We start from the raw sequence: 22,585 nt of genomic DNA, 5'->3' as shown, positions 1-22,585 counted from the left end.
CTAACATAGTGCATGCAATCTGTAATTAGGATAAAGGAGGCATGCACTAGATGAACAAAGCTTTGCTAATTATATTATCAGCGATGATGGCTCTCAGCCTGTTATCCGGCTGTAGTGGGCAAAGAGTGGCAACAGCGGAGGTATCTCCGATTATTGCGGAAACAGTGAAGGCTTCATCTCATAACTTTACGTACGAGGTGGACCCTGCGACGCTTGGCATTGTTATTACAAGCGACGGTGTGGAGGAGCAAGCATCCGTCCCACTGAAAAAGCGCGAATTTACCGAATATAAGCAAGAAGCTGGTCGGACGGAATGGACATATCCTGCGGAGCAAATCAAGGTGGTAATCGAGAAGAAGGATCATTATCTGGACATTAAGATTCAATCACTTGGTGCAGAGCAGTTTCAATGGCCAACCATTCAGGCGGTCGACTACTTGCTGCCCTTGTGGGAAGGGAAGCGAATTCCGAGCAACGATCCAAACTGGAAGCAGTTCTTGAAAGAAGAGACGTTAACGTGGAGCGAGTCGTTCTCGATGAACTTTATGGCGATGGGCATGCAAAAATATGCGCTTGTCTACGTAGTGGACAATCCGTTTAACAACGAGGTGTCATTTGGTACGGAGCCCAAGATCAACCTGACATTTACACACGAATTTCCAACCCTTAATCCGAAGAAGGAATATGGATTCCGCTTATATGTTACGGCCAATGACCCTGTATCAGTAGCCAAGCTGTATCGAGGTTATATTCAGGAGACACAAGGGCTGAAGACGCTCGCCGAGAAAGCTAGAGAGAACCCCGAAGTGGCAAAGCTTTACGGGGCACCGCATATTTACATGTGGAATAGCCAAGTGCTAGCGGAAGAGAACGTAAATTGGTCTGCTATGCAGTCCAGACTAGACAACCCGATCTGGGCATGGATCACAGCGCTAATGGAAAGATATACGGATGATGGATCGCAGGACCTTAAAAGCGTGCTAGGGGAAGCGAAGACAGAGCCGCTTAATGCTTATCACAAGCATGTCCTTGTTAAGGCGCTTAATCAGGTGCTAAAGCTAAAACAGTTGTACCGGCCTGATCTGTTCCGGTCAGCAGATACCACAATGCTAACGGGGATTGCGGGTGGTGTCGATAAACTGAGTGAGCAGAAGATGTATGCCTTTAATAAGAGCTTGTTGAAAAGTGTATTCGGTGATGCGTTAGCTAATCCAGCCGAGTGGGGGCAGGAGCAATCGACTAAGCTGGTAGAGGAGATGCATCAGGCAGGCATCAAACAAGCTTGGATCGGTCTGCCGAATTGGGCGAACGGACTGATGAATCCGGCATTTGTAGAGAAGTCCGCTAAGCTTGGTTATCTTATTGGGCCGTATGATTCGTATCATTCGATACAGGAGCAGGAAAATAAGGAATGGAATACGGTCTATTTTCCCGACAGTAGGCTGTATAACGAGGCAACCATCACAAACAAGCAGGGGAAAAAGATCGGCGGTTTCCTGAACCGGGGCCGCAAGCTGAATCCTACTTTATCACTTCCTAGCGTGAAGCAGCGATTAGAAAGCATTTTGCAGGACGGTATTTTGTATAACTCTTGGTTTATTGATTGTGACGCCACAGGGGAAATATACGACGATTACACTCCTGGCAACGTGACGACGCAGGCACAGGATATGCAAGCACGTCTTGACCGTATGGCGTATATTGCAAAGGAAAAGCAGATGGTTATCGGCTCGGAGGGGGGAAATGATTTCGCCAGTCGAGTAATTGCTTTTGCGCATGGATTGGAGACGCCGGTGATCAAGTGGAGCGACAAAGATATGCGCGAGCATAAGAGTAGTCCGTATTATGTCGGAGGTTACTGGTCGCCACAGGGCGGCATTCCTGAACGATATGCGAAAGAGGTTCCAATAAAAGAGCTGTACCAGCACATTTACGTGGACCCAACCTATTCACTGCCATTATTTAAGTTAGTTTACAACGATGCGGTCATTACAACCCATCATTGGGAATGGGGAAGCTTGAGGATCAAGGATGGAGTCGCTGAACGAATGCTCTATGAATTGTTATATAACGTGCCGCCGCTATATCATTTGGATAAGGAGCAGTGGGAGCGCCATCAAGAGATGATAAAGACGTACTTGAACGTATGGTCCCCCTTCCATGCGAAGGCTGTAACCAAGGAGTTGACCGAATTCAAGGTGTTGTCGAAGGATCGGTTGCTGCAAATGGCCAAATATGGTGAGGACCTTCAGGTGATGGTCAACTTCTCTAACAAAGATGCTCTTTATGAAAAGGAGACGATTCCAGCGTTGTCTGCTGTAATAAACGATGGAAAATTACGGACCGTATTTAAAGCTGGTGATGTGGCGCACTAAGGGTGTTTCTGTTTACTAGTGCTGTGGCTTCACTTTTAGTAGGACATTCCAACAAGGCTGTGCAGCGTTAAATAGTAAAGCTGTGCAGCCTTTTGACGTCGTACGAGGTTTAATGTATTCGTTTATGCGAATTTGTGATGTACCCAGCATGAAGCATTACTTATTGCTTTCTGTACAAAAATAACTCGTCCACAGTAACACGCAGTACTTGTGCAAGTTGAAAAGCAAGCGTAAGGCTCGGATCGTATTTGTTATTTTCAATAGCATTAATCGTCTGACGGGAAACGTTACAAGCTCGTGCCAAATCCTCTTGGGACAACTTCAGTGAACTTCGTAAACGTTTAATTTCATTCTCCATCATCTACCAACTTTCGTTTCTTCAACCTATGTGGCATTATCATACAGGATCAGTAATTGAATGTAAAACACATTTTACACATTAACCTCTTAGATGTCGTTAGAGGGAAACGGTTCTCGAATCATTTCATGTATGAAAAAAAGAGTTGACGATAACATCCCTTTATTTTTATAATACCAATTAAACAGGTAGGAATAATTATATAAATAATACGGGGTGAACGTCGATGAAAGATCAAGCTTGGCTACCGCTTCAAGATCTGTCGGTTTATGGCAGTTGGGGTGTAGCGTTACTTTTAACCATTGTATTGTGGTGGCTGGCAAAGAAGAAGGTCGGCTTTGGAACCCGTGTTTTGCTTGCTATGGTGTTTGGCTTTGGCATAGGGGCTTTATTTGGCAAGGATGCTGTGGATGTAGGTATTCTCGGTTCCATATATGTAAGTTTGATTAAAATGGTCGTGATGCCGCTTGTATTCTCCACCATTATTACGAGTATTACTTCAGTCAAAGATCTGAACGTACTTAAGAAGCTAGGGACAAAGACCATTGCGATCTTCTTGATTACTACGGCGATCGCAGCTACAATCGGTATTGGTGTTGCGGTAGTAGTTGATCCGGGAGCAGGCATCGCTCATAGCACGGAAGCTGCGAAAGATTTTGAGGCGCGTGAAATTCCAACATTTAAGCAAGTGCTGCTTGATCTTGTTCCATCGAATCCTATTAATGAGATGGCAACTGGAAAAGTAGTACCTGTCATCCTATTTGCTTTCGTTATTGCGATTGCTATTACGTGGGAAGGCGCACGCCATCCAGAGCGTGTAGAACCGGTGCGGAACTTCTTTCAATCATTCTCTCACATTATGTTCCGCGTAACGAAAATCATTATTAGGTTGACTCCTTACGGGGTGCTTGGCCTAGTCACTTCAATGGCAGCTAAATATGGCCTAGAGACGCTTAAAGAGTTGGCTTGGTTTATCGCAGCGGTCTTTATCGCTTGCTTGATCCATATGGTTGTTACTTATGGTTTGCTGGTTACTTTTGTAGCCAGAGTAAATCCTCTTCGCTTCTTTAAGAAGGCGTATCCTACGATTGCGGTAGCATTTACGACTCGCAGCAGCTATGCGACCCTGCCTGTCAATCTGGAGGTCATTACTAAGCGGATGAAGGTGTCCGAACGTGTTGCAAGCTTTGTGGCTCCGCTTGGAGCCACGATTAATATGAACGGTTGCGGCGGTCTTTATCCAGCCATCGTTGCGGTATTTGTAGCCAAAGTATTTGGCATCGAGCTTGGCATTACCGACTATTTGCTTATTATTGCAGTGGCTACGCTAGCATCGGTTGGTGTTGCAGGTGTACCAGGTCCAGCATCGATCTCTACGACGGTAGTGTTAGTTCAGGCAGGATTGCCATTGGAGGGCTTTGCGCTGGTGCTTGGCGTAGACGCTATCGTGGATATGGCACGTACTGCGGTAAACGCGACGGGTACGACAGTAGCCTCGCTGCTCGTAGGCAACAGCGAGGGTGAGTTCGACCGTGAGGCGTTTAATAACGAGCCTGACGAAGATATCGGCATCGGGCAAGAGCGTGATACCAGAGGCGGTGGAGTCGTAACGGCAGGTTAGTGGACGTATAAAATGGGGAGTCTAGCAAAGGTTTTGCCTTGCTAGACTTTTTTATGACTAATTTTGCATCACAACATGAGTAGAAATAACGCTTGATGTGCAATCTATTATAAATATGTAAATGATGACTGTGACCTAATTCTTTTAATCCGTTATAATAGAGTCTCCATCTAATAGATTAGATCGAGCCGCGGAATGAAAGGATGATCGAAATGAAACAGCATAAACAGCGGCGGTTAGCTGCCGTCTGTATGATAGTAGCACTTGGTGCGACTCTATTGATAAGCGGGTGTTCCAACGAGCCTGCGCCTACGACTGAAGGGCAAAAGACACCGCAGACAGGTTCAGGGCAAGTAGATCCAGCCTTGACACCGCAGACGGGAGAGGATGGCAGCAAAGGGGACGAACAGGTGGACAAGCTTGCCTCCGTTAAGAGTGAGGCTGCAATGGCGACTACAACGGAAGAGCACAATGGCAAGTCTGTTGTAACCAATCCTGAGTCCATCTATGTCGTGGTAAACAAACAGCGTTCCCTGCCAGATGGATACGAGCCGACAGATTTGGTGGAACCAAATGTGAAGTTCTCATTTAGTGAGGCCCATGAGAAGCGGCATATGCGCAAGGAAGCGGCAGCGGCGTTAGAGCAATTGTTTGCTAGTGCAAATGAGAGTGGCATCGAACTGAATGCGGTATCGGGATACCGTTCCTTTAAGCGTCAGCAATCATTGTTTAGTCATTATGTGGATACGCAGGGTCAGGAATATGCTTCACGTGTTAGTGCTGTACCAGGTACGAGCGAGCATCAGACAGGATTGTCGATTGATGTATCGAGTCCGAGTGTGAGCAATGAATTGGAGCAAGTATTTGGGGATTCCAAGGAAGGAAAATGGCTGGCGGAGCATGCACATGAAGCGGGCTTTATTATTCGTTATCCAGAGGATGGAGAAGCAGTCACAGGTTATATGTATGAGCCGTGGCATATTCGGTATGTTGGTGTGGAGGCAGCGACAGCTATTTATGAGCAGAAGACTACGCTAGAACAATTTCTCAGTGAATAAATGTCCGCAGGGCGAGATTTGATAAAAGTGTACCTCATCAATGGAAGTTAACGATGAGCAGCATCCTGAAAGAGAGAGCTTGCAGGCTATGTAACAGCGTGCAAGCTTTTTTCTGCGACCAGTCCGATAATTGAGCGTATAAAATGGTGCAGATGGAGCGTGGTGTACATATGCTTTTGCATGAAACGTATTGCAGCGTGTAAGATAAGGCTGGGCAAACCATTAGCGTTCAACCTTTGTGTCCAGTTTTTCATTTTAGAAGGAGGAGTCCATGTGGCATTCGGTGCGCGGGTGCTGAAGACGGGTATTGCGGTTACGCTTGCCCTTTATATTACGATGATTTTGCAGCTTCACACGCCAGTCATTGCGGCAGTAGCTGCGATTTTTGCCATGCAGCCTTCGATTTACCGTTCATGGCGTTACTTTCTGGAGCAGCTCCAGACGAACACTTTAGGCGCAGCTATAGCCTTGTTGGCGGGGATGGTCATATCCAACAATCCGATAGTGGTTGGTCTTATATGTATTCTGGTTATTATGATCTGTCTTAAAATGAAAATGGAAGAAACGGTCGGCCTAACCTTAGTAACGGTCATCGCGGTAATGGAGGCATCTGGGCAGTGGGATTTTGCATTAGCAAGATTTGCACAAATTCTGGTAGGGATTGGCTCGGCGTTTGTTATAAATATATTATTTTTCCCACCGAATCCTAAAGTTCAATTCAATCAACAACTAGAGGCTGCATTTCGTCGGATGTCGCTGCTCTTAAGAACAGTTGTATCTGATGAGATGAAAGAAACGGCGTTCCGGTCAGAGAAGGACGTGCTCGAAGAAAACCTCAAGTCGCTGGGCGATAAATTCAAGTTATTTGAAGAAGAGACAAAAAAGCTGAGACGGGCCGGATATCGGGAGTCCAGACATATCGTTGTTCACAAACAATTGCTATACACACTTCATAAAGGAATGGAAGTGCTGGAAGCGATGGACAATCATTATTTTCAGTCGGTAAGAGAAGAGGGGATCGACCGTTTATTTGACGCTCATCTGGAATTGCTGATTAAAGGACATGAGCACGTGTTGTTAAAGTTGGAAGACAAAGTGAAGCAGGATAGCCATGAAATTGAGCGGCTGCAACAAGATAACGAAGCATTTTTACATGTGCTGATGACACAATGTGTACAAGGTGAGGAAGGCTCGCGGCGCTTATCTATCGTGGCGGCGGCATGTTATGAGTATGGCTTTCAAATTTGTCGTCTGGATCGGTTAGTAGGGCATGTGGAATCAGGGCAGGATAAGAAAAAGTGAAAAAGTGAAACCTAAAGAGCCTGCATACGGTGTCAGGTGGAATTCCTTATACCATATGCGGGCTCTTCTTAATACTACTTCAGATTGTCGTAAGACACGACGACATCAGGGGTATTTCGGGACGCTAAGCAAGGTCAGATAATGACGTCACCTAGCGTCAGTCATTAGCATGGTTTCATCCGTATTGATTAATACAAGGCAATATTTAGAAACACTCGTCAAATGACCCTAAAGGAGTCTAAGACTGCGAGTGCTTGGTTACGTTAACAGCTTCAACCCTAGTATAAGGTTTAGTGTCGTTTAAGACGTCTCCCAGTCCCTCGGACAACCCCGAAATCCACTCTTCTTGATTATAGGATAAAATCTCTTTACGCAAATCAAGCATTTTGCGATCCAGCTCATCAACGGCTTTGGCGGCCTCGGTAAGCTCATTGATGACATGCTGCGGCACTTGCTGCTGGAATTTATAATAAATGATGTGCTCCAGACTGGCCCAGAAATCCATCGCCAACGTGCGCAGTTGAATTTCAATGTATACCCATCGTACATCGTCAAACAGGACAAGGGGCACCTGTACGATGACGTGTAAACTTTGGTAGCCATTTCCCTTTGGGTTGGCAATGTAGTCTTTAATGTCGACCACGCGAATATCATCTCGTGATTTTAAGTGATCGAGTATTAAATAAATATCTTTCACAAAGGCACACACAATACGCATGCCTGCTACGTCATATATTTTGCTTACAATAGAGTCTAAAGTTAGGGGTAACCCTTTGCGCTGCAATTTATTAAAAATACTGTTCGGTTCTTTTAGTCGGGTCTTGGTATGCTCAATCGGAGAATATCCATTGCGTATTTTCCATTCTGCTTGAATAATCTTAATCTTCGTCTCAAGCTCTTCCAATGCCAACTGATACAATGTAGGCAACTGCTTTACTTGTTCATACTGCTTCAAAATCATATCAGACTTGGACATGTAAAATCTCCTTCTTGCGTGTTATCGCAGATCATGGACGCCCAGCATCTCCAACCAATTTCACTGCGTCTACTGTCTATTGTAATGGATAGCAGGGGACAATTTCAAAATACAAAATAAACTTTCTCCTATTTACAAATTTATAAATCGCGTAGCCGTGCTGAGGAAGCGCCCTTGTATTCATACTATGATGTCACTTAGCGGGCGGTACAGACGAATTGGGCGCAGGACCACGCCATGCATCCATCAAGAACCGACTGACCTCTTGCTTCTTACCATGCACGATGACTGGCGAGCTAATGTAGAGCTCCTGTCTTGCACGTGTAATGCCAACATAGAGCAGGCGCCGCTCTTCCTCTAGCAGTGTTTGCTTGACATCAAGTGCGCTAGACGATGTGTCTGTGATGGCATGGACAGGGCTGTCAGCGTGAACGGCAGATGCACGTTTCCCATCTCCGTCAATACTTCCGATATTGCTGAAATCAGAATCACTGTCCTCTCTGCCCTCATAGCTCGTACGAGTCGATCCACTGGACTGTGCTGTGGTGGCTTGCATGGCAGAAAACTGTTCCTTCTCTGCGGGTGGCTTTTCCCGCAGCGATATTCGATGCGGCAGCAATTCCTCTGTGATGCCAATTAAAAATACGATAGGAAACTCCAGTCCTTTAGCACGATGAATCGTCATGAGTGTAAGCGTATCGTGTTCGTCTGAGGGCTGCTGACCGGCAGGAGCAGCTTTCGAGGCCGGCGCTGACCGCCTGTTCGCTTTTGATGGCGGGTGTAAGGCTGCTGCGGCAGCATAGCGTTCTCTCAGGTCATCAATATGGCTTAAATAGGCTTCTACCGTGTCAAAGCGCTGAGCTGAGCTTTCCAGTTCTTCTAACGTTTCAGCAATGGTCTCTTGATAGGCCGTTGCTTTCTCCCCGGCCATTGCTGTTGTATATTTATCGTAAAATTCACGGCGCATGTCACGTATAGCTAGCTGTGGCTTCATTTGAGCCAACTTTTTGATGTAACGGATACGAGGCTTGACCGCTGCTTGTTGAAATTCAGCAAGTCCAGGACAGGTCGCCAGATGTACAAGCGGGTATTTCTTTGCACGACCTTGATCTGCTTGCTGCACATACGTCATACAGGAATCTTTGGGAACGTACAAACAGGCGATGGCACTGCCGAGTGCATCAACATCACGCGGCTTTAAGGCGAGCCGCAAATGATCAAGAAGCGGCTTAACTAGTGCATGTTCATAGAACAGCGGCTCCGCACCTAATTGCTGAAAGGGGATGCCGCTCATCGTCAGATGCTCCACTAATGCACGGCTTGTATGGCCCGTACGATACAAAATAGCGATGTCTGCATATCGCCACTTACCTGATGATACAAGCTGTTGAATGTGATCGGATAATAGCCGTGCTTCTTCCTCACCATCTGCGGGTCGTAAATAACGGGGCATAAATACAGCATTCGCCCCAAGCGCGTATGAATACGTTTCTGCACCGTCTCCTCCGTTACGTTGCGGGAGAGCTGCGACACCTTGCATAGTTTTGGCTAAACGTTCTTTATTATGTTCGATGACCGCGTTTCCCAATCCGACAATGGCCGGATTCGATCGAAAGTTCATATCGAGTGTCACTTGAACTGCATCTGGGTATGTTGTACAGAACTTTGTCATATATAAATGACAGGCCCCGTTAAAGGTATAGATCGTCTGATCATCATCTCCGAATACAGCCAGATTGCGATGTCCGTCTGTTACATGGCGAAGTAACTGAATCTGGACAGGAGTCGTATCCTGAAATTCATCGACCATGACATAGCGGAAGCGACGGCGGAGCTTTGCCACGAGTGTTTCATCACGGTCTAACAGTTGGACGAGATCTACAAGCAAATCGTCGAAATCCTTTAAGCCTCGCTCTCGCTTCTGATCTTCGAAGCGCATCATGGCGCGCTGCATGTCGCGCTCCGCGTAGCCGTCCGGTCGCCAGTCCGCAGGGGACTGGCAGCGCGCTTTCAGCGCGGAGAGCGCGGCAAGCACGGTCTCGGCCTGCAGCGTGTCGTGCAGGCCAAGCTCGCGCAACACACGGCGCATAAAGCCGTGGCGCGCCCGCTCTTCCGCGAGCAGCGTGAACGGCGGCGCGTACGCCTGCAATAAGGCAAGTGCGAACGAGTGGAACGTTCGTGCTTGCACGCCGCGTGCCATGCCTGAGGTAACGCCTGGCAGTCGTGCTAGTCGCGAGCGCATCACTGCTGCGGCTTTGTTCGTAAACGTGACCAGCCACAGTGCCTCAGGTGCAGTGCCGCGCACGGTTAACAGGTAAGCAGCGCGTGCCGTCAACACGGACGTCTTGCCTGAACCGGCGCCTGCAAGGCAGAGTAGCGGTCCTTCTCCGTGACGGACCGCGTTGCGTTGTGCGGCATGCAAGGTTAGGCCCTGATCCGCAAGCCCTTGAAAAAACCAGGCATCTTCCTCAGCAGGAGCTGCTGCCGCAAGGCGGATCTGGTCAGCCGTATTTGCAACGGGGACAGGTGCTGCTGCCGTGATCCCGTCAGGTCTTGACCGCCAAGATGCAGCAGCACGATGTTCTTCTTTCTTCATGTGAGCAATTCCTTTCTTATAGTAAAGGCCATAATAACAGCTAGCCCCTAAACGTTCTGTTGTGGCTGCTATAAGAAGTATTCTTATGAAAAGCAGCCTCTTCTATTATGATAGCAGAAGGCAGACACCGCAAAGGCCATATCTTCCTGAAATTAAAAATGTTTAATAGAAGAAAAAATATAGCACAACACAAACATGTTTTTACACGTATAAGCATACGTTGTCCTTAGATCGAATGAAGGGGAGGCCCTTTTGAATATGAACGAGGGAAGGGAAGTGCGATCATTCACACGTCTAACGATACAGATGAATGCTAGGTGTTAAATAATTAGCGGATTTACGATTTCTAGTTTCAATGGTCATGTCTTTGTTTAAAGGTTATCAGGGTATGCTGAACTGTGCGAGAAGCGATAAATCACCTCCGTTTGTTGGCAGGAAGTAGCAACTTAGATGTACTTGTAAAAGCGGGACAAACATACTATGTTTATAATCGATCAATTTGAAAAGTGGATGGAAGTTTGGTGTGACAGGAAAGGAGGGGCCAGAGGATGAATCGTTTTTTGCAGAAAATGAAAGAAGGGGCGTCCAAGGCATCTGAGAAAGCTCAAAATGTAGTGGAGTTAAATCGGATTCAATCCCAAATTGAATCACTCCGCAAAGAATGGGAGCAAAATACATATGAGATAGGCTGTCTGGCCTATGAAGCATATAAAGCGAATGAACTTTCGATTCTCGAACATAAGCTGGCTGCTCTTGCTCGGGTTAATGCGCGTGTGGAGCAGGATATCGAGCAGTTGGAATGGAAAAGGTGCGAGCTGCGCCACGAAAAGCGATGTGATTGCGGTGAGATTGCGCCGTGGACGGCAAATTATTGTGCGAAGTGTGGCACGAAGCTGCCTGATCCGCCAGGCAAAGGCGACGAGGCAGCGGCTGCCACCGAGCAGCAGGGTGAAGTGGCGGAATTGAGGCCATTTGAGTATAAGTCTGGTCAATATGGACAGCCCAAGCATAACGACACAGAGAATGCTTTTCATTCATTAGTAGAGGAGCAGCAGTATCCTCGTTATACGGTGCCTCAGAAAACAGATTCGTTTGCTGACGAGGATGACTATTCATTTGACGAGGAGCAGTTCCTGCTGCCTCGCTCTCAGCATCGACAACACACGGTGACGGATACTTTCCAGAAGTCGGAAGTACCGATTCCTTACGATGGCCACATCGGCACGAAACGTTTTGAGGCAGGGCCTGAGCCACTACCGGAAGCCAAGCCTTGTACAGCTTGCGGCTCCTTTGCTCCACTGGAGGCCAAGTGGTGTGAGCGCTGTGGTTCTCCATTCGTATAAACGGTAGTCCAGCATCAACGTTTATTTGCATGAGTAGTACGTTGCCGCTGAAGCTCCACTCAAGTCTTATGATTGTGACTTGGATGAAGCTTCAGCGGTTTATTTTTATTTACAAAGTATAGCTATAACTTGTTGATGTGAGCTTATTGTTACTAATGATCGACAATTGAGCCTGATTTCAATAGATGTTCACTACATTGCAAATAAGTACCTGCAACGGTTTGTTGTTCCTGCCGTAAGGGATAATATACACAGCACAGCGTTTATGATAAAGCGAAGAAGGATACATTAACCTTTGCATAGCGTGTACACTCTGCTGTCTGATATTGTGCAAGAGGAGGGATTAGGATGAAAGAATGCATCATCCATTTTGATTTACAAGAACGTAACGGTGAAATAGAAAAACTTCGTGGTCTCGTTATGATTGAGGAGGGGAAGAAACCTACTGCTGCACAGGTACTGGATATGTTGGATATGATGGGGTATAAGGCTGCGATAGAGGACGAAGATCATTACGTATTTGCCCCTGCCAGTGGCAACAGCACATTCGACAAAATTGTAGTCAAGAAGATGGATGCTGGGGAAGAGTCATTTACGCCTGATCCGTTCTTAAAAGCGATTGCTGAATCAATGATGGAAAAAAACAGAAGATTTCTTTAACTGCATATAATTCGATATATTAAAGTCAAAAGACCGTTGCTCGCAAAGAGACGTGGATAAGCCATGCATCTCTCTGTGAGAACGGTCTTTATAGTATAATCACCTGTTGTTTAGACTGTAGCTGTTTCGGATTCGTTCAGCATGGAAGTACAGCTTGGGCAGCGTGTTGCTGCCTTTGGAATCTCGGAAACACAGTAAGGACATGCTTTTGTTGTAGGCTCTTCGACAACTTCCTCTTTATCTCTTTTGCGGTGCATGACATTGATGGCTTTAACCATGACAAAAATAGACAGCGCAATAATAATAAAGTCGATAATTGTGCTTACAAAAGAGCCGTAGGCAATAACAGCTGCACCTTGCTGTTGGGCTTGTGCCAAGGATGTGATTGCAGAACCGTCTGGCATAAGTTTGCCATCCATTTGCCAGAATAGATCCTTAAAGTTAACACCACCAAGCATATAACCGATAGGCGGCATAACGAGATCGTTCACGATGGAGGTAACGATCTTGTTAAAGGCACCCCCGATAATAACACCGACTGCCAAGTCGATCACATTACCACGCAGCGCAAATTGCTTAAATTCCTGCGCCAGTGTTCTTACTTTTGATTCTCCCACTTTCTTGTCCTCACTTTCTAATGTGTACATGATTCATTACACCACGCCGACTATTTTGAATCGACGTAAGGTGCGTATATGTTCAGCTTCCCAGGATGTATACAAGCAGTGAAGGGTGTGGTCCCAATCCGTTCTCCATCTCCGATAGATACGATAGACTGTGATGACTGCACGTGAATGGTGGACCCTCGCTTCATAGACACATAACGCAGCTTGACATGTTTACCTGAAAATACAGTTGGAAGTAGTCGAATGAAGGTAAACCGGCTACAATTATGGACAATACAAATATCAAGCTTGCCATCGTCTGCGCTGGCATCAGGACATATTCGAATCCCACCACCATAGCTGTTGACATTTGAGATAGCGGTTAACCACACGTTGCGATACAACGATTTATCGCCATCAACGTTAATTTCAACATCAGTAGGTCGATAAGTAAAGAGCATGTGGACAATACCGATTAAATAAGCGACAGGTCCTATTTTTAACAGGTTGCACCAACGTTTGTAGACACTTCGATTAACGATATCGGCGACTGCAGCATCAAAGCCATTAGCAATAGCTGTTAGTGTCCATCTATCATGAGATTTCATCAGATCAATCAAACGTCGCTCTCCACCAAGCATGACTTCTAGCGCGCCAATCGGCTCTGAGGGTATGCCAAAACCTCTTGCGGTATCGTTGCCCGATCCTGCTGGAATAATACCTAATGTGGCATGCGTTCCTGCCAACAGCGGGAGCATACGATGGATAGTCCCATCTCCTCCGATGACGATCACATCGGCATAGGGGTACGTGACCAAGTGTGCTTTAACCTGTTCTTCTGCTTGCTCTGGGGTAGTAGACATACATGCGATATATGGGATGCCTAGTTTCTTATATCTAGGCTCAATGTCCGCCCACACATGTTGTCCATTGCCATTTCCTGCATGTCGATTAATGACAAACAAATTCAACTTCCATCTCTCCCATGATAGCGTAATTTGTCGTCCTTTATAAGATTACTGCAGAACTGCTTACCTATTATAGCATTCATCATTTCCTTGCCAACCCTTTTTACATAAAACAACAACAATCATGAAACATTTTCCAAATACAACCCGTATTATCAGGAGACAGTGAAGCGAAAGAGCCTGTCATTCATATTGAGTAGTAGTTTCAATCCTTAGGCGGAGGTCATGACATGTCCATGTTTAATCGCTTGTTAGCAAGTGTAGGGATCGGTAATGCCAAGGTAGATACGCTTCTTGAGCACGCACGTTATGCGCCGGGTGATCAAGTGCAAGGTGTCGTCAAAATAGTAGGTGGGCAAGTGGCGCAGCAGGTGGATGGAATTCGATTGACGCTGATGACACAATATTTAAAGGAGAGTAACGATCATAAGCATTGGGTAAATTGCGAATTGGCACGATATCGTGTGAGTGAGGCGTTTACGCTTCAGCCTAATGAACAGCGTGATTTTCCGGTTCATATTATTCTGCCCCAGCAGACACCACTTACGATTGGCAAGGCACCGGTCTGGTTGAAGACGGAGCTTGACATCGCAAGTGCGGTTGATCCATCTGATCATGATCGAATCGAAATTGTACCTAGTGTTGAACAAAGTATCGTGATTGATGCTTTGAATCGACTTGGGTTCCGCCTTCGCAAGGCTGAATGTGAACATGCGCCGCGTCTAGGGCACAGCTATCCATTTGTACAGGAGTTTGAATTTGTACCGACGTCTTATTTTCGGGATGAGTTGGATGAATTGGAAGTAATCTTTTATCCGACAGAGCACCAATTGGAACTGCTGCTCCAGATTGACCGCCGAGCACGTGGCTTGGGCGGCTGGTTGTCGGAGGCTATGGATACGGATGAGTCTTTTGTCCGCTATCGCCTGAGCAGGGATGAATGGAGAAGACTGGGAGCGGAAAAGGTATCCACACAATTAGTTGAGCTTATCCGTAAATATGTATAAGTCCAATAAAAGCGGCCCGAGCGTAAATGCTGGGCCGCTTTTATGGGGGCGGATATAATAGGCTCCTAAAGTGATAAGACGAATGTCCGCTATTTGTCGCCGCGATCTGTATGCTTGCGAGGGTGATTCTGTTTTGGCGCGGGCATATCTTCGTCCGCCTTGGCAACGAGCCGGACGTCTGTTTGGCCGTCATGGTGGTTATCATAAATAAATTGCGTTAGCTCCCACTCCGTCGCGCCGAGCTGCGGGTCCGAAGGATAGTGTTGACCACGGTGCAGCACTTCTTCTCGACCCCATTCATTTGTGTAGATCCCGTCAACTTCCACTTTTTCGCGCGAAACCGGATTCATGCGATCGCGTTCTTTTGACATAAGGGCTAGGCTCCTTCCTGATATCGGTTAAATGTCTAAGTTTAACGTTCCCAAGAAGAAGACTGACTATCCCCTCGTATGTTCTAGGTGGTGTGATATCTTGCTTCCAGCTTCTTGCCGCCAAACCACAGCAGTGCAAACACTGCAATGGCGAGCGCAATACGCCATGGTTGATGAATAAAGCCCTGCCAGTCATGGCCGATAAAGGCCATCATAAAGATCATCAATGATTTGCCAGCAAGTACGGCAATCATAAACGTACGGAACGAAAGCGTGCTGAGACCAGCCGCAACATTAATTAAGGATGACGGTGTAAATGGGAAGCACAGCAGAATAAAGATAGGGGTAAACCCCTTAACTTCAATCCAGTGAAAGAAGCGCTTGGTACCTGGCATTTTGCGTTGGACGTATGCGTTAAATTTGCCCCCAAACAAGCGTGCAATCCAGAATATAGCAAATGAGCCTGCGCAAACTCCAATCCAAGAGTACAGAAAGCCGAACCATAGCCCATATGCTGCCGCATTGGCCATCACAAACACGATGAGCGGCAGAAAAGGTAAGAAAGCTTCCAAAAACGGAAGCAGAATCCCGGGAATCGGTCCTAAATTAGAATAATGTTTTAACCAAAGCTCTACTTGATTCATGTCGATATGTTTTAACGTTGTGACGACTTGTTGCAACCAATCCCACATGGCTAGCATTCATCCTCTCCCAGACAATACGACTGTTCCTAATCCTGGCGCTAATGTTCAGCAAACCAGCGGGATGGGAACAGCAAATAGACAATTGCAATAATGCCAAACAGCCCTGCACTAAGCCAAACGACTGTGGCCGCTGAGAACTTATCAGCTAAAACACCGCCTATGACGGGGCCAATCAATACACCAATTCCTTCTACTGTTGACAGTAGACTCCAACCTAATCCTTTTTGACCAGGTGGCACATAAAGTGCTAGCAATGCATTCCACGCTGGCAGAACAGCCGCGTAAGAGACGCCCAATATTACAGCAAGCAGGTAAGCCATCCATACAGCAGGCTGTAGGGATAATGAGGCAAGCGTTAAGGCAAAGATGCCAAAGCCGATAATAAGAAATGGCTTACGCCCATGATGGTCAGACCACTTCCCCATAGGCACCAGTCCAAGCACTGTACAGCCGCCCCCTATTAGAAGCAGTAACGAGTACTGCTTGTTAGACAGCGACAGACTGGCCTCTGCAAAAGTTGGTAGTATGGGGACGAGCATACTTGCGCCAAGCGTTTGCAGAACCATGCCTGGCAGTAATGGCTTAATGGCGCGTAATCGCTCCTTAAGTGCAACCCATTGTTCATGGAAAGGGATCGGTGTCGTTGGCGCCCCTGTCTGTCTGCCCCCTGGAACAGCAAAGCTGATTAGCCACGCAAGCCCAGCTAGCACAAGCAGCAATATAAATGCCATTGCAGGTTTGTAATCCAGAATGACGTTTAATACAACGGGACCTGCCCCCATACCGACCAGCCATATCGTATACAGAAAACCCATCTGAGCGGCACGCTGCTCTTCCTTTACTTTAGTGAGACAAACAATCCAGACTGGCGAGATGCCCACGCCATAAAGGGCCGCAGCTAATATGAATACCCAATTCAAGTCTCCCCAGGCAAAAAGTCCAATCCCGATCAAGGATATAAGTAAACCTACATTAATGATCAAACGAGCGGACCAACGATCAAGTAAATATCCGATCCCTGTCTTTAACACCGTGTCTGTCAAATAATGAGCTGTAATAGCAATGCCGATAATGGCCAGACTGTTGTGAAGTTCATTTTTACCATATATGGGGATAAAGCTGACGATTGCTGCTCCGCGAACGAATTCAACAAGGAATAAGATAACAGATAGCAAAATGATGTCAGTCCCCAAGCCTAATGCACGAATGGATTTCAATACAGGTCGCTCCTTTAATGCCGACTTCTTGTTCTCCTGTCTTATCCAAGATTGAGAACTGTACCCATTATATCGTGCTGTACAAGCCAATTCCAATGGGATTGTTAGTAACGGCATGTTAAACATTTGTATGGGCGGCGTAGAGGCTGCTTAGAGATTGTTGTGCTATCCGTGCGTTATGACGAAAGACACTAATCTCTATCCTTCATTAAGGTAAACAAGCGGGCAGTAAATACTGCTCTAACCATAGTCTCGGATGGCGCCATCTTCTTACTTGCGCATTGCCTGCCAGTACGACCACGATATCCAGCTCAGGTACGATATAAATTAGCTGTCCGCCATGTCCCAATGCACAAAAGGCGTCATATGCGTGTAATCGGTGTGACCATCCCTGATAGCCGTAGTTGCCGTACGTATGAATACCTGTATGATGGCTGCGCATCGTTTCGGAAATCCATTCGGACGGTATTACGTACGCAGTGTCTATGCTGTTGCTTACATTGTTGTCACGTATGCTCCCTTTGTTGAGCATCATTTGTCCGATTTTTAACATATCTCGCCCTGATAGATGAAGACCGATGTGACCTGTTGTATCCCCATCAGGTGACACCGCCCAGTGATAGTTGATAATCCCAAGGGGGCCAAATAAATGTCTATTGGCATATTGATCTGCGCGCATGCCAGTTATACGTGAAATCAAGACTGACAATAAATGGGAATCGACACTTCTGTACTGAAACTGATTCAACCAGGCAGCGTGTACAGGCAAACGAAGAGCAAAGCGAGTCCAACTGACACTATTGTGGAAGCGATGAATCCATCGCTCGCCAAGCTTGGGACCGGTCTGCCAGTGGAGGCCGCTTGTCATCGTAAGCAGATGATACAGGGAGATGCTGCTCCATAGTGGATCATTTCGGTTGCCTTGAGAAAGTTCTGCTTCGAAATAGGGCTTGATCGATTCGTGAAGTGTCGGCATTTGGCCGCGGCTTGATGCGATCCCAACAAGTATGCCAACGATCGTCTTCGTTGCAGAGCGAAGCTCGTGAAGCGACGTTTCGTCACAGTCGACGTATACTTCACATATAACGTCTCCCTGACGGGCTAACAGAAAGCAGCGCAGGTTGGGATGCAGCTTGTAAAGTGCCGCGATTGCTGCTTCTAGTCGGTGATGATGGATTTTATGTTTTTCGAGTGAAGAAGCCATCCAGCATTTTTTATTGGTCAAGTCAGAAGAGGCATTGCATATGGTCATAAGAGAGGATTCGCTCCTTTGAAGTTAATGAACGAGCTGTACAATATTTTTTAGAAAGGCGATAAGTTAAAAAATCAAAAATCGAAACAAAATGCTTGTCCTGTAAAGAAAAATGGAGCTGATATGGTCAGTATGCCCAATAAACAGGTGTACAAGTAAAGATTGTGTGTTTTTGTTGCTTTGGGGAATATGATATAATAGGAACTATTATGCAGTTAATTCCAGCGTTACAAGCGAGTCCGAAGTCCGTTAGTTCTCCGTTGCGGAGCCTGATCTACAACGCTTTGGGAGGGAATTTTCATGGCTACAAAAGGTCACAACGAAGTGAAAGAGAGCTTGTTGGAGATGACGCGGATCTTCCGACCTAAGAATCCTAGGAAATTCGTAAAGGAATATATCCGGAAGTATCGGATTATGGGAGGCTATGAAGACGAATTAACTCAGCTTGTAGAGTTGGAACTTGGTAAGATTGACAGCAGTGTGTCTTGACGGAATTGTTTTAGATGACACCTGATATATAACTTGTTGAACAGGGCGTCCCATAAGGGATGCCCTGTTTGAATTTGGATATAGACGTTTTGGGCACAGTGTATGCGTCTACATTAAAGTAAAGAACGGTAGTACGTCCCTAATGGCTGCGCATGGGATGTAAGGTTAGAACGACATGTCGTCACAAATTTCCACATGTCATCACACGCGACTACATCCATAAGTATCTGCTGTCATATAAAAGTTAGGCGCGGAATAAGTCTACTAGAAGGATCTCATGAGCATGTAAATACGCCTGCGGACAAATTGGGGGAGCGACTATGTTGGAGCTTAAAAACGCGGAGCAGATTGCGAAAATACAGGCCGCTGGTCGATTAGCTGCCAGATGCCATCGTGAGGTGGCTTCTCGGCTGGCACCAGGGGTCACTACTAAAGAAATTGATGCTTTTGTAGAGAAATGGCTGCAACGTGAAGGCGGATATCCGTACCAGAAAGGCTACAATGGTTTTCCATACTCGATCTGTGCTTCCCGTAATGACATCGTATGCCACGGTTTTCCTACATCCATCCCACTACTCTCAGGGGACATTGTAACGATAGATTTAGTCGTTGAATATAAAGGCTGGTTGGCTGATCTGGCTTGGACTTATAATATTGGGCGCGTACGTCCAGAAGTAAAGGCACTTGTTCGTCATACGTTAAAAGCACTTCGCTTAGGAATGGAGAAAGCACGTTCTGGCGGCCGAGTGGGTGATATTTCACATGCGATTGGCACGTATGGACGGCTGAGCGGTTATGGGGTAGTTCAAACTTTAGTTGGTCATGGTATAGGCAGACAACTCCATGAAGCACCAGAGGTGCCGAATGAGGGCAGTACGGGGACAGGTATCGTGCTCGAAGAAGGACTGGTCATTACCTTGGAACCGATATTTACGCTAGGTGGAAATGATGATGTATGGCTTGGACGTGACGGTTGGACAGTACGGACGATGAATGGCCAGTGGGCAGCACACTTTGAGCATACTATAGCGATAACGAAGCAAGGGCCACGTATACTGACAACAGCGGCGAGCTCTTTGGCACAGGTTAGCGGATTTAGCTCGCGACGCTTGCGTCAGTGATATCTGGTGAGCAGGCATTAAGGTATCGTGACCGCCAACCTAATAGGTGGCGGTCACGAAAACGGAAACGTGAATTTTCACTTCCCCGTTTCCTTGTGCAATAGAGCTGTTGGAGCTAATGCACAGAACCAATGCACATAGGACTGTTACATAGGACTGTTACACATAACTGTCACACATAACCATTGCATTTGAACATTTGATCTATTGCATATAGCGGTTAATGATCTGTTTCAAAGAATCGGTATATGACTCAAGCGATTCTTGCGGATAAACCTTCATCGATAGGGCGCTTATATGATTGAAGAAATCTGCATTTGCACTGATGTAAACATGTCGAACAGCAGGCAGCTGTTCTCTGACGGCGGTAGCGACAGTTTGTTTAAATTCGTGCGAGAGGTGCTCGCTATGCGCCTCTGAGGACGTTTGACTGCTTGGATTCACAATCTGTGGAACAGGCTGATCCACTCGTTGTTCCGAAAGCTTGCTTGGATCGGAAACGTTGGTATCCCGTTGTTCTCGCGCAGAGTGACCGCCCACACCTTTAGTGCCCAGTCCAGTGGCATCAAGCGTTAAGGCAACATAAGCATTGTGATTCAGGTCAATGACATAAGCGAGCGCGACTCCGCTTACCTGACTCACATGATGGCTTGCTGCCTTGGCAACTCTTGCAAGGGGGACAGATGGTGTACGGGCTGTTGCTTTGTACTTGTTATCGTGTAATGGTATTTCCCCAATCATATTGCCGTGTAGATCGTTATACGAAGGATGATTGGAAATACGATAGTCTCTTGTTGTACGGTCAGCATAATTGGATGCTAGGTCTTTGGTCGATTTGCCGCCATTTTCATTATACGAACGACAGCCTGACAACAGGGCTAAACACAGGATGAGAGATAATATGACAATATTGTGAACGAAACAGTTTGATTTCCATGTTTTAACTTTACAGAGTTGGCCAAAATGTGAATTCACGTCAGTACACTCCTTTCGATGTGCTGCTATTTTTCCGAAAAAGGATAAAACATATGCAACACTTGGAATTTGTAATAACTAGATAAGCGGTAAAATGACACAATTATTAGCGTTTCGACACTACTTATAGAGGTGTGAACGGTAAACTGCAAACGCTTACAAACGTTGATTTGACGCGAAAAAACAGACTTTTCGAACAATTTGTGAACTAGGCGGGAAACATTGACAAATAAAATTATGGAAATTATATTTAGGTGAGTGATTGTGTTTATTGACAGGATTAAGACATCCGTGCTAGAGCCGGTGACTCACCTTTTATGGACCGATAGGAATCTGAGGTGCCTTCTGCAAAGGTTTTCCAAGGATTTGACTCGGCCGCAGCCTCCTTCACACAGCATATCGGGCATATGTTCGCTCACCATGAACGTCATTTGTGCGTTAGAGTGTGCTAAGGAGTTGAAAAGGGCATGAGATGCGATAATCTGCGAAAAAGTAAAAAGTGGGGTTGATCAATGATGAAACGGTGGCATGCTGTGAAACGACTCCTTCCGCTATTCGCTGGGCTCGTCTTGCTCTTGAGTGCTTGCGGTCGTGCGGATCTTTCCGCTCTCAACCCGCAAGGTCCTGTTGCGGAGAAGCAGTTCGGGCTCATGCAGTTGTCCATTATAATTATGACGCTTGTCGTCATAGTTGTATTCGCCATCTGCTTTTATGTCGTTGTGCGCTACCGTCGAAAACCGGGGCAGAACGATATTCCGAAGCAAGTAGAAGGTAGTCACAAGCTCGAAATCATTTGGACAGTAATACCGATCATTCTTCTTATCATCCTGGCTGTTCCAACGCTAAAGTATGTATTCGCTTTCGCAGAGGACTACAGCAAAGACAAGGAAGCCGTCAAGGTGAATGTAACTTCTCATCAATATTGGTGGGAATTCGAATACCCTGAGTTGGGTGTTCGCACGGCACAGGATCTGGTCATACCTGTAGGCAAGAAGATTGCGATTAACTTGAAGACACAAGACGTGCTTCATTCCTTCTGGGTGCCGGCACTCGCGGGCAAGATGGATACGAACCCTGAAGGAAACAAGAATAAGATGTTCTTCGAAACAGCGAAGGAAAATGTATACCGCGGCAAGTGCGCCGAGTTATGCGGACCTTCCCATGCGTTTATGGATTTCAAAGTGAAAGCTGTAAGCGAAGCGACGTTCACTGCTTGGGTTAGCGAGATGAAGGCTGAGCCGAAGCCGTTTGTTGGTGACGCGGCTGTCGGAGAAAAGTTCAAAACAAGCTGCTTGTCCTGCCATGCTGTCGAGAACGCGGGTTCGTTGGGGCCGAACCTGAAAGGGATCGGGGCACGTGAATCGGTTGGGGGCATATTGCTGAACCGTGACAATGCGGATGAAGCGATTGACCAAGGCAAACTGGAGAAGAATCTGCACGATTGGATTGCAGATCCGGACAAGTTGAAGCCAGGCAACAAGATGCACAAAATTCCGTTGACAGATACTGAACTGGATCAGATCGTTGACTACTTGGCGAACTACAAGCTGGATTCATTAAAGACAGTTAACAAGCAATAAGGTGAAC

20 protein-coding genes are annotated in these 22,585 nt (G+C 46.5%); 10 read left to right on the top strand and 10 right to left on the bottom strand.

Annotated elements, in window-relative coordinates; translation table 11 throughout:
- Positions 1–50: 50 nt before the first annotated feature.
- Positions 51–2,375 (top strand): glycoside hydrolase, encoded by a 2,325-nt coding sequence (locus H509_RS0108720; protein WP_028544748.1) that lies wholly within the window; start codon positions 51–53, stop codon positions 2,373–2,375.
- 160 nt (positions 2,376–2,535) lie between these two features.
- On the opposite strand, the gene H509_RS0108715 is transcribed toward H509_RS0108720, so the two are convergent.
- Entirely contained in the window at positions 2,536–2,733 is a 198-nt protein-coding gene (locus H509_RS0108715) for a helix-turn-helix transcriptional regulator (protein ID WP_028544747.1), read from the bottom strand.
- Between the two features lie 226 nt (positions 2,734–2,959).
- Between H509_RS0108715 and H509_RS0108710 the strand changes: the two genes are divergently transcribed.
- The 3 genes from H509_RS0108710 to H509_RS0108700 all read left to right on the top strand — a co-directional run bounded on the left by H509_RS0108710 (position 2,960) and on the right by H509_RS0108700 (position 6,714).
- Entirely contained in the window at positions 2,960–4,354 is a 1,395-nt protein-coding gene (locus tag H509_RS0108710; protein ID WP_051286905.1) for a dicarboxylate/amino acid:cation symporter, read from the top strand.
- Between the two features lie 212 nt (positions 4,355–4,566).
- Entirely contained in the window at positions 4,567–5,412 is an 846-nt protein-coding gene (locus H509_RS0108705; RefSeq protein ID WP_028544745.1) for a M15 family metallopeptidase, read from the top strand.
- Positions 5,413–5,685: 273 nt separating this feature from the next.
- The gene (locus tag H509_RS0108700; protein WP_028544744.1) at positions 5,686–6,714 is read left to right on the top strand and encodes an FUSC family protein; all 1,029 of its coding nucleotides are present in this window, start codon (positions 5,686–5,688) and stop codon (positions 6,712–6,714) included.
- Between the two features lie 238 nt (positions 6,715–6,952).
- Here the strand turns inward: H509_RS0108700 and H509_RS24735 are convergent, their stop codons facing one another.
- Together H509_RS24735 and H509_RS0108690 are read right to left on the bottom strand one after the other, a co-directional pair.
- Complete coding sequence (locus H509_RS24735; protein WP_051286904.1) at positions 6,953–7,690, bottom strand: GTP pyrophosphokinase; 738 nt, start codon at positions 7,688–7,690, stop codon at positions 6,953–6,955.
- A 193-nt stretch (positions 7,691–7,883) separates the two neighbouring features.
- The gene (locus H509_RS0108690) at positions 7,884–10,286 is read right to left on the bottom strand and encodes an ATP-dependent helicase (protein ID WP_028544743.1); all 2,403 of its coding nucleotides are present in this window, start codon (positions 10,284–10,286) and stop codon (positions 7,884–7,886) included.
- Positions 10,287–10,834: 548 nt separating this feature from the next.
- Here H509_RS0108690 and H509_RS0108685 point away from each other — a divergent pair.
- Together H509_RS0108685 and H509_RS0108680 are read left to right on the top strand one after the other, a co-directional pair.
- Complete coding sequence (locus tag H509_RS0108685) at positions 10,835–11,629, top strand: hypothetical protein (protein ID WP_028544742.1); 795 nt, start codon at positions 10,835–10,837, stop codon at positions 11,627–11,629.
- A gap of 348 nt (positions 11,630–11,977) precedes the next feature.
- Positions 11,978–12,289, top strand: coding sequence for a hypothetical protein (locus tag H509_RS0108680; RefSeq protein WP_036696764.1), 312 nt, complete (start codon positions 11,978–11,980; stop codon positions 12,287–12,289).
- A gap of 110 nt (positions 12,290–12,399) precedes the next feature.
- Here H509_RS0108680 and mscL read toward each other — a convergent pair whose 3' ends face one another.
- The gene (mscL, locus tag H509_RS0108675) at positions 12,400–12,936 is read right to left on the bottom strand and encodes a large conductance mechanosensitive channel protein MscL (protein WP_245596008.1); all 537 of its coding nucleotides are present in this window, start codon (positions 12,934–12,936) and stop codon (positions 12,400–12,402) included.
- Between the two features lie 20 nt (positions 12,937–12,956).
- Positions 12,957–13,865, bottom strand: a complete 909-nt coding sequence (locus tag H509_RS0108670; RefSeq protein ID WP_028544739.1) for a diacylglycerol/lipid kinase family protein — start codon at positions 13,863–13,865, stop codon at positions 12,957–12,959.
- Positions 13,866–14,092: 227 nt separating this feature from the next.
- Here H509_RS0108670 and H509_RS0108665 point away from each other — a divergent pair, with 227 nt between their 5' ends.
- Positions 14,093–14,869, top strand: a complete 777-nt coding sequence (locus tag H509_RS0108665) for a sporulation protein (RefSeq protein ID WP_028544738.1) — start codon at positions 14,093–14,095, stop codon at positions 14,867–14,869.
- A gap of 89 nt (positions 14,870–14,958) precedes the next feature.
- On the opposite strand, the gene H509_RS0108660 is transcribed toward H509_RS0108665, so the two are convergent.
- The 4 genes from H509_RS0108660 to H509_RS0108645 all read right to left on the bottom strand — a co-directional run bounded on the left by H509_RS0108660 (position 14,959) and on the right by H509_RS0108645 (position 18,413).
- Positions 14,959–15,240, bottom strand: coding sequence for a hypothetical protein (locus tag H509_RS0108660; RefSeq protein ID WP_028544737.1), 282 nt, complete (start codon positions 15,238–15,240; stop codon positions 14,959–14,961).
- Positions 15,241–15,323: 83 nt separating this feature from the next.
- A complete protein-coding gene (locus tag H509_RS0108655) occupies positions 15,324–15,932 on the bottom strand; it encodes a TVP38/TMEM64 family protein (RefSeq protein ID WP_028544736.1) in 609 nt (202 codons plus the stop codon).
- A 50-nt stretch (positions 15,933–15,982) separates the two neighbouring features.
- The gene (locus H509_RS0108650) at positions 15,983–17,278 is read right to left on the bottom strand and encodes an MFS transporter (protein ID WP_342663638.1); all 1,296 of its coding nucleotides are present in this window, start codon (positions 17,276–17,278) and stop codon (positions 15,983–15,985) included.
- Positions 17,279–17,369: 91 nt separating this feature from the next.
- Positions 17,370–18,413: a serine hydrolase domain-containing protein gene (locus H509_RS0108645; RefSeq protein WP_157277575.1), complete on the bottom strand. Its 1,044-nt coding sequence runs from the start codon at positions 18,411–18,413 to the stop codon at positions 17,370–17,372.
- Positions 18,414–18,713: 300 nt separating this feature from the next.
- Here H509_RS0108645 and H509_RS0108640 point away from each other — a divergent pair, with 300 nt between their 5' ends.
- On the top strand, positions 18,714–18,902 hold the full coding sequence (locus tag H509_RS0108640; protein WP_028544733.1) for a hypothetical protein: 189 nt from the start codon (positions 18,714–18,716) through the stop codon (positions 18,900–18,902).
- 320 nt (positions 18,903–19,222) lie between these two features.
- Positions 19,223–20,023 carry a type I methionyl aminopeptidase gene (map, locus tag H509_RS24730; RefSeq protein ID WP_051286903.1) on the top strand — a complete coding sequence of 267 codons (801 nt, stop codon included), beginning with the start codon at positions 19,223–19,225 and terminating at the stop codon, positions 20,021–20,023.
- 204 nt (positions 20,024–20,227) lie between these two features.
- On the opposite strand, the gene H509_RS0108630 is transcribed toward map, so the two are convergent.
- The gene (locus H509_RS0108630; protein WP_157277573.1) at positions 20,228–20,896 is read right to left on the bottom strand and encodes a YhcN/YlaJ family sporulation lipoprotein; all 669 of its coding nucleotides are present in this window, start codon (positions 20,894–20,896) and stop codon (positions 20,228–20,230) included.
- A gap of 614 nt (positions 20,897–21,510) precedes the next feature.
- On the opposite strand from H509_RS0108630, the gene coxB reads away from it, so the two are divergent.
- Complete coding sequence (gene coxB / locus H509_RS0108625; protein WP_028544731.1) at positions 21,511–22,578, top strand: cytochrome c oxidase subunit II; 1,068 nt, start codon at positions 21,511–21,513, stop codon at positions 22,576–22,578.
- Positions 22,579–22,585: the final 7 nt, after the last annotated feature.

This window comes from Paenibacillus taiwanensis DSM 18679 (assembly GCF_000425125.1).
Classification (GTDB): Bacteria; Bacillota; Bacilli; order Paenibacillales; family Paenibacillaceae; genus Paenibacillus_B; species Paenibacillus_B taiwanensis.
The sequence above is the reverse complement of the archived record's forward strand: the minus strand, read 5'-3'. Positions and strand labels throughout refer to the sequence as shown.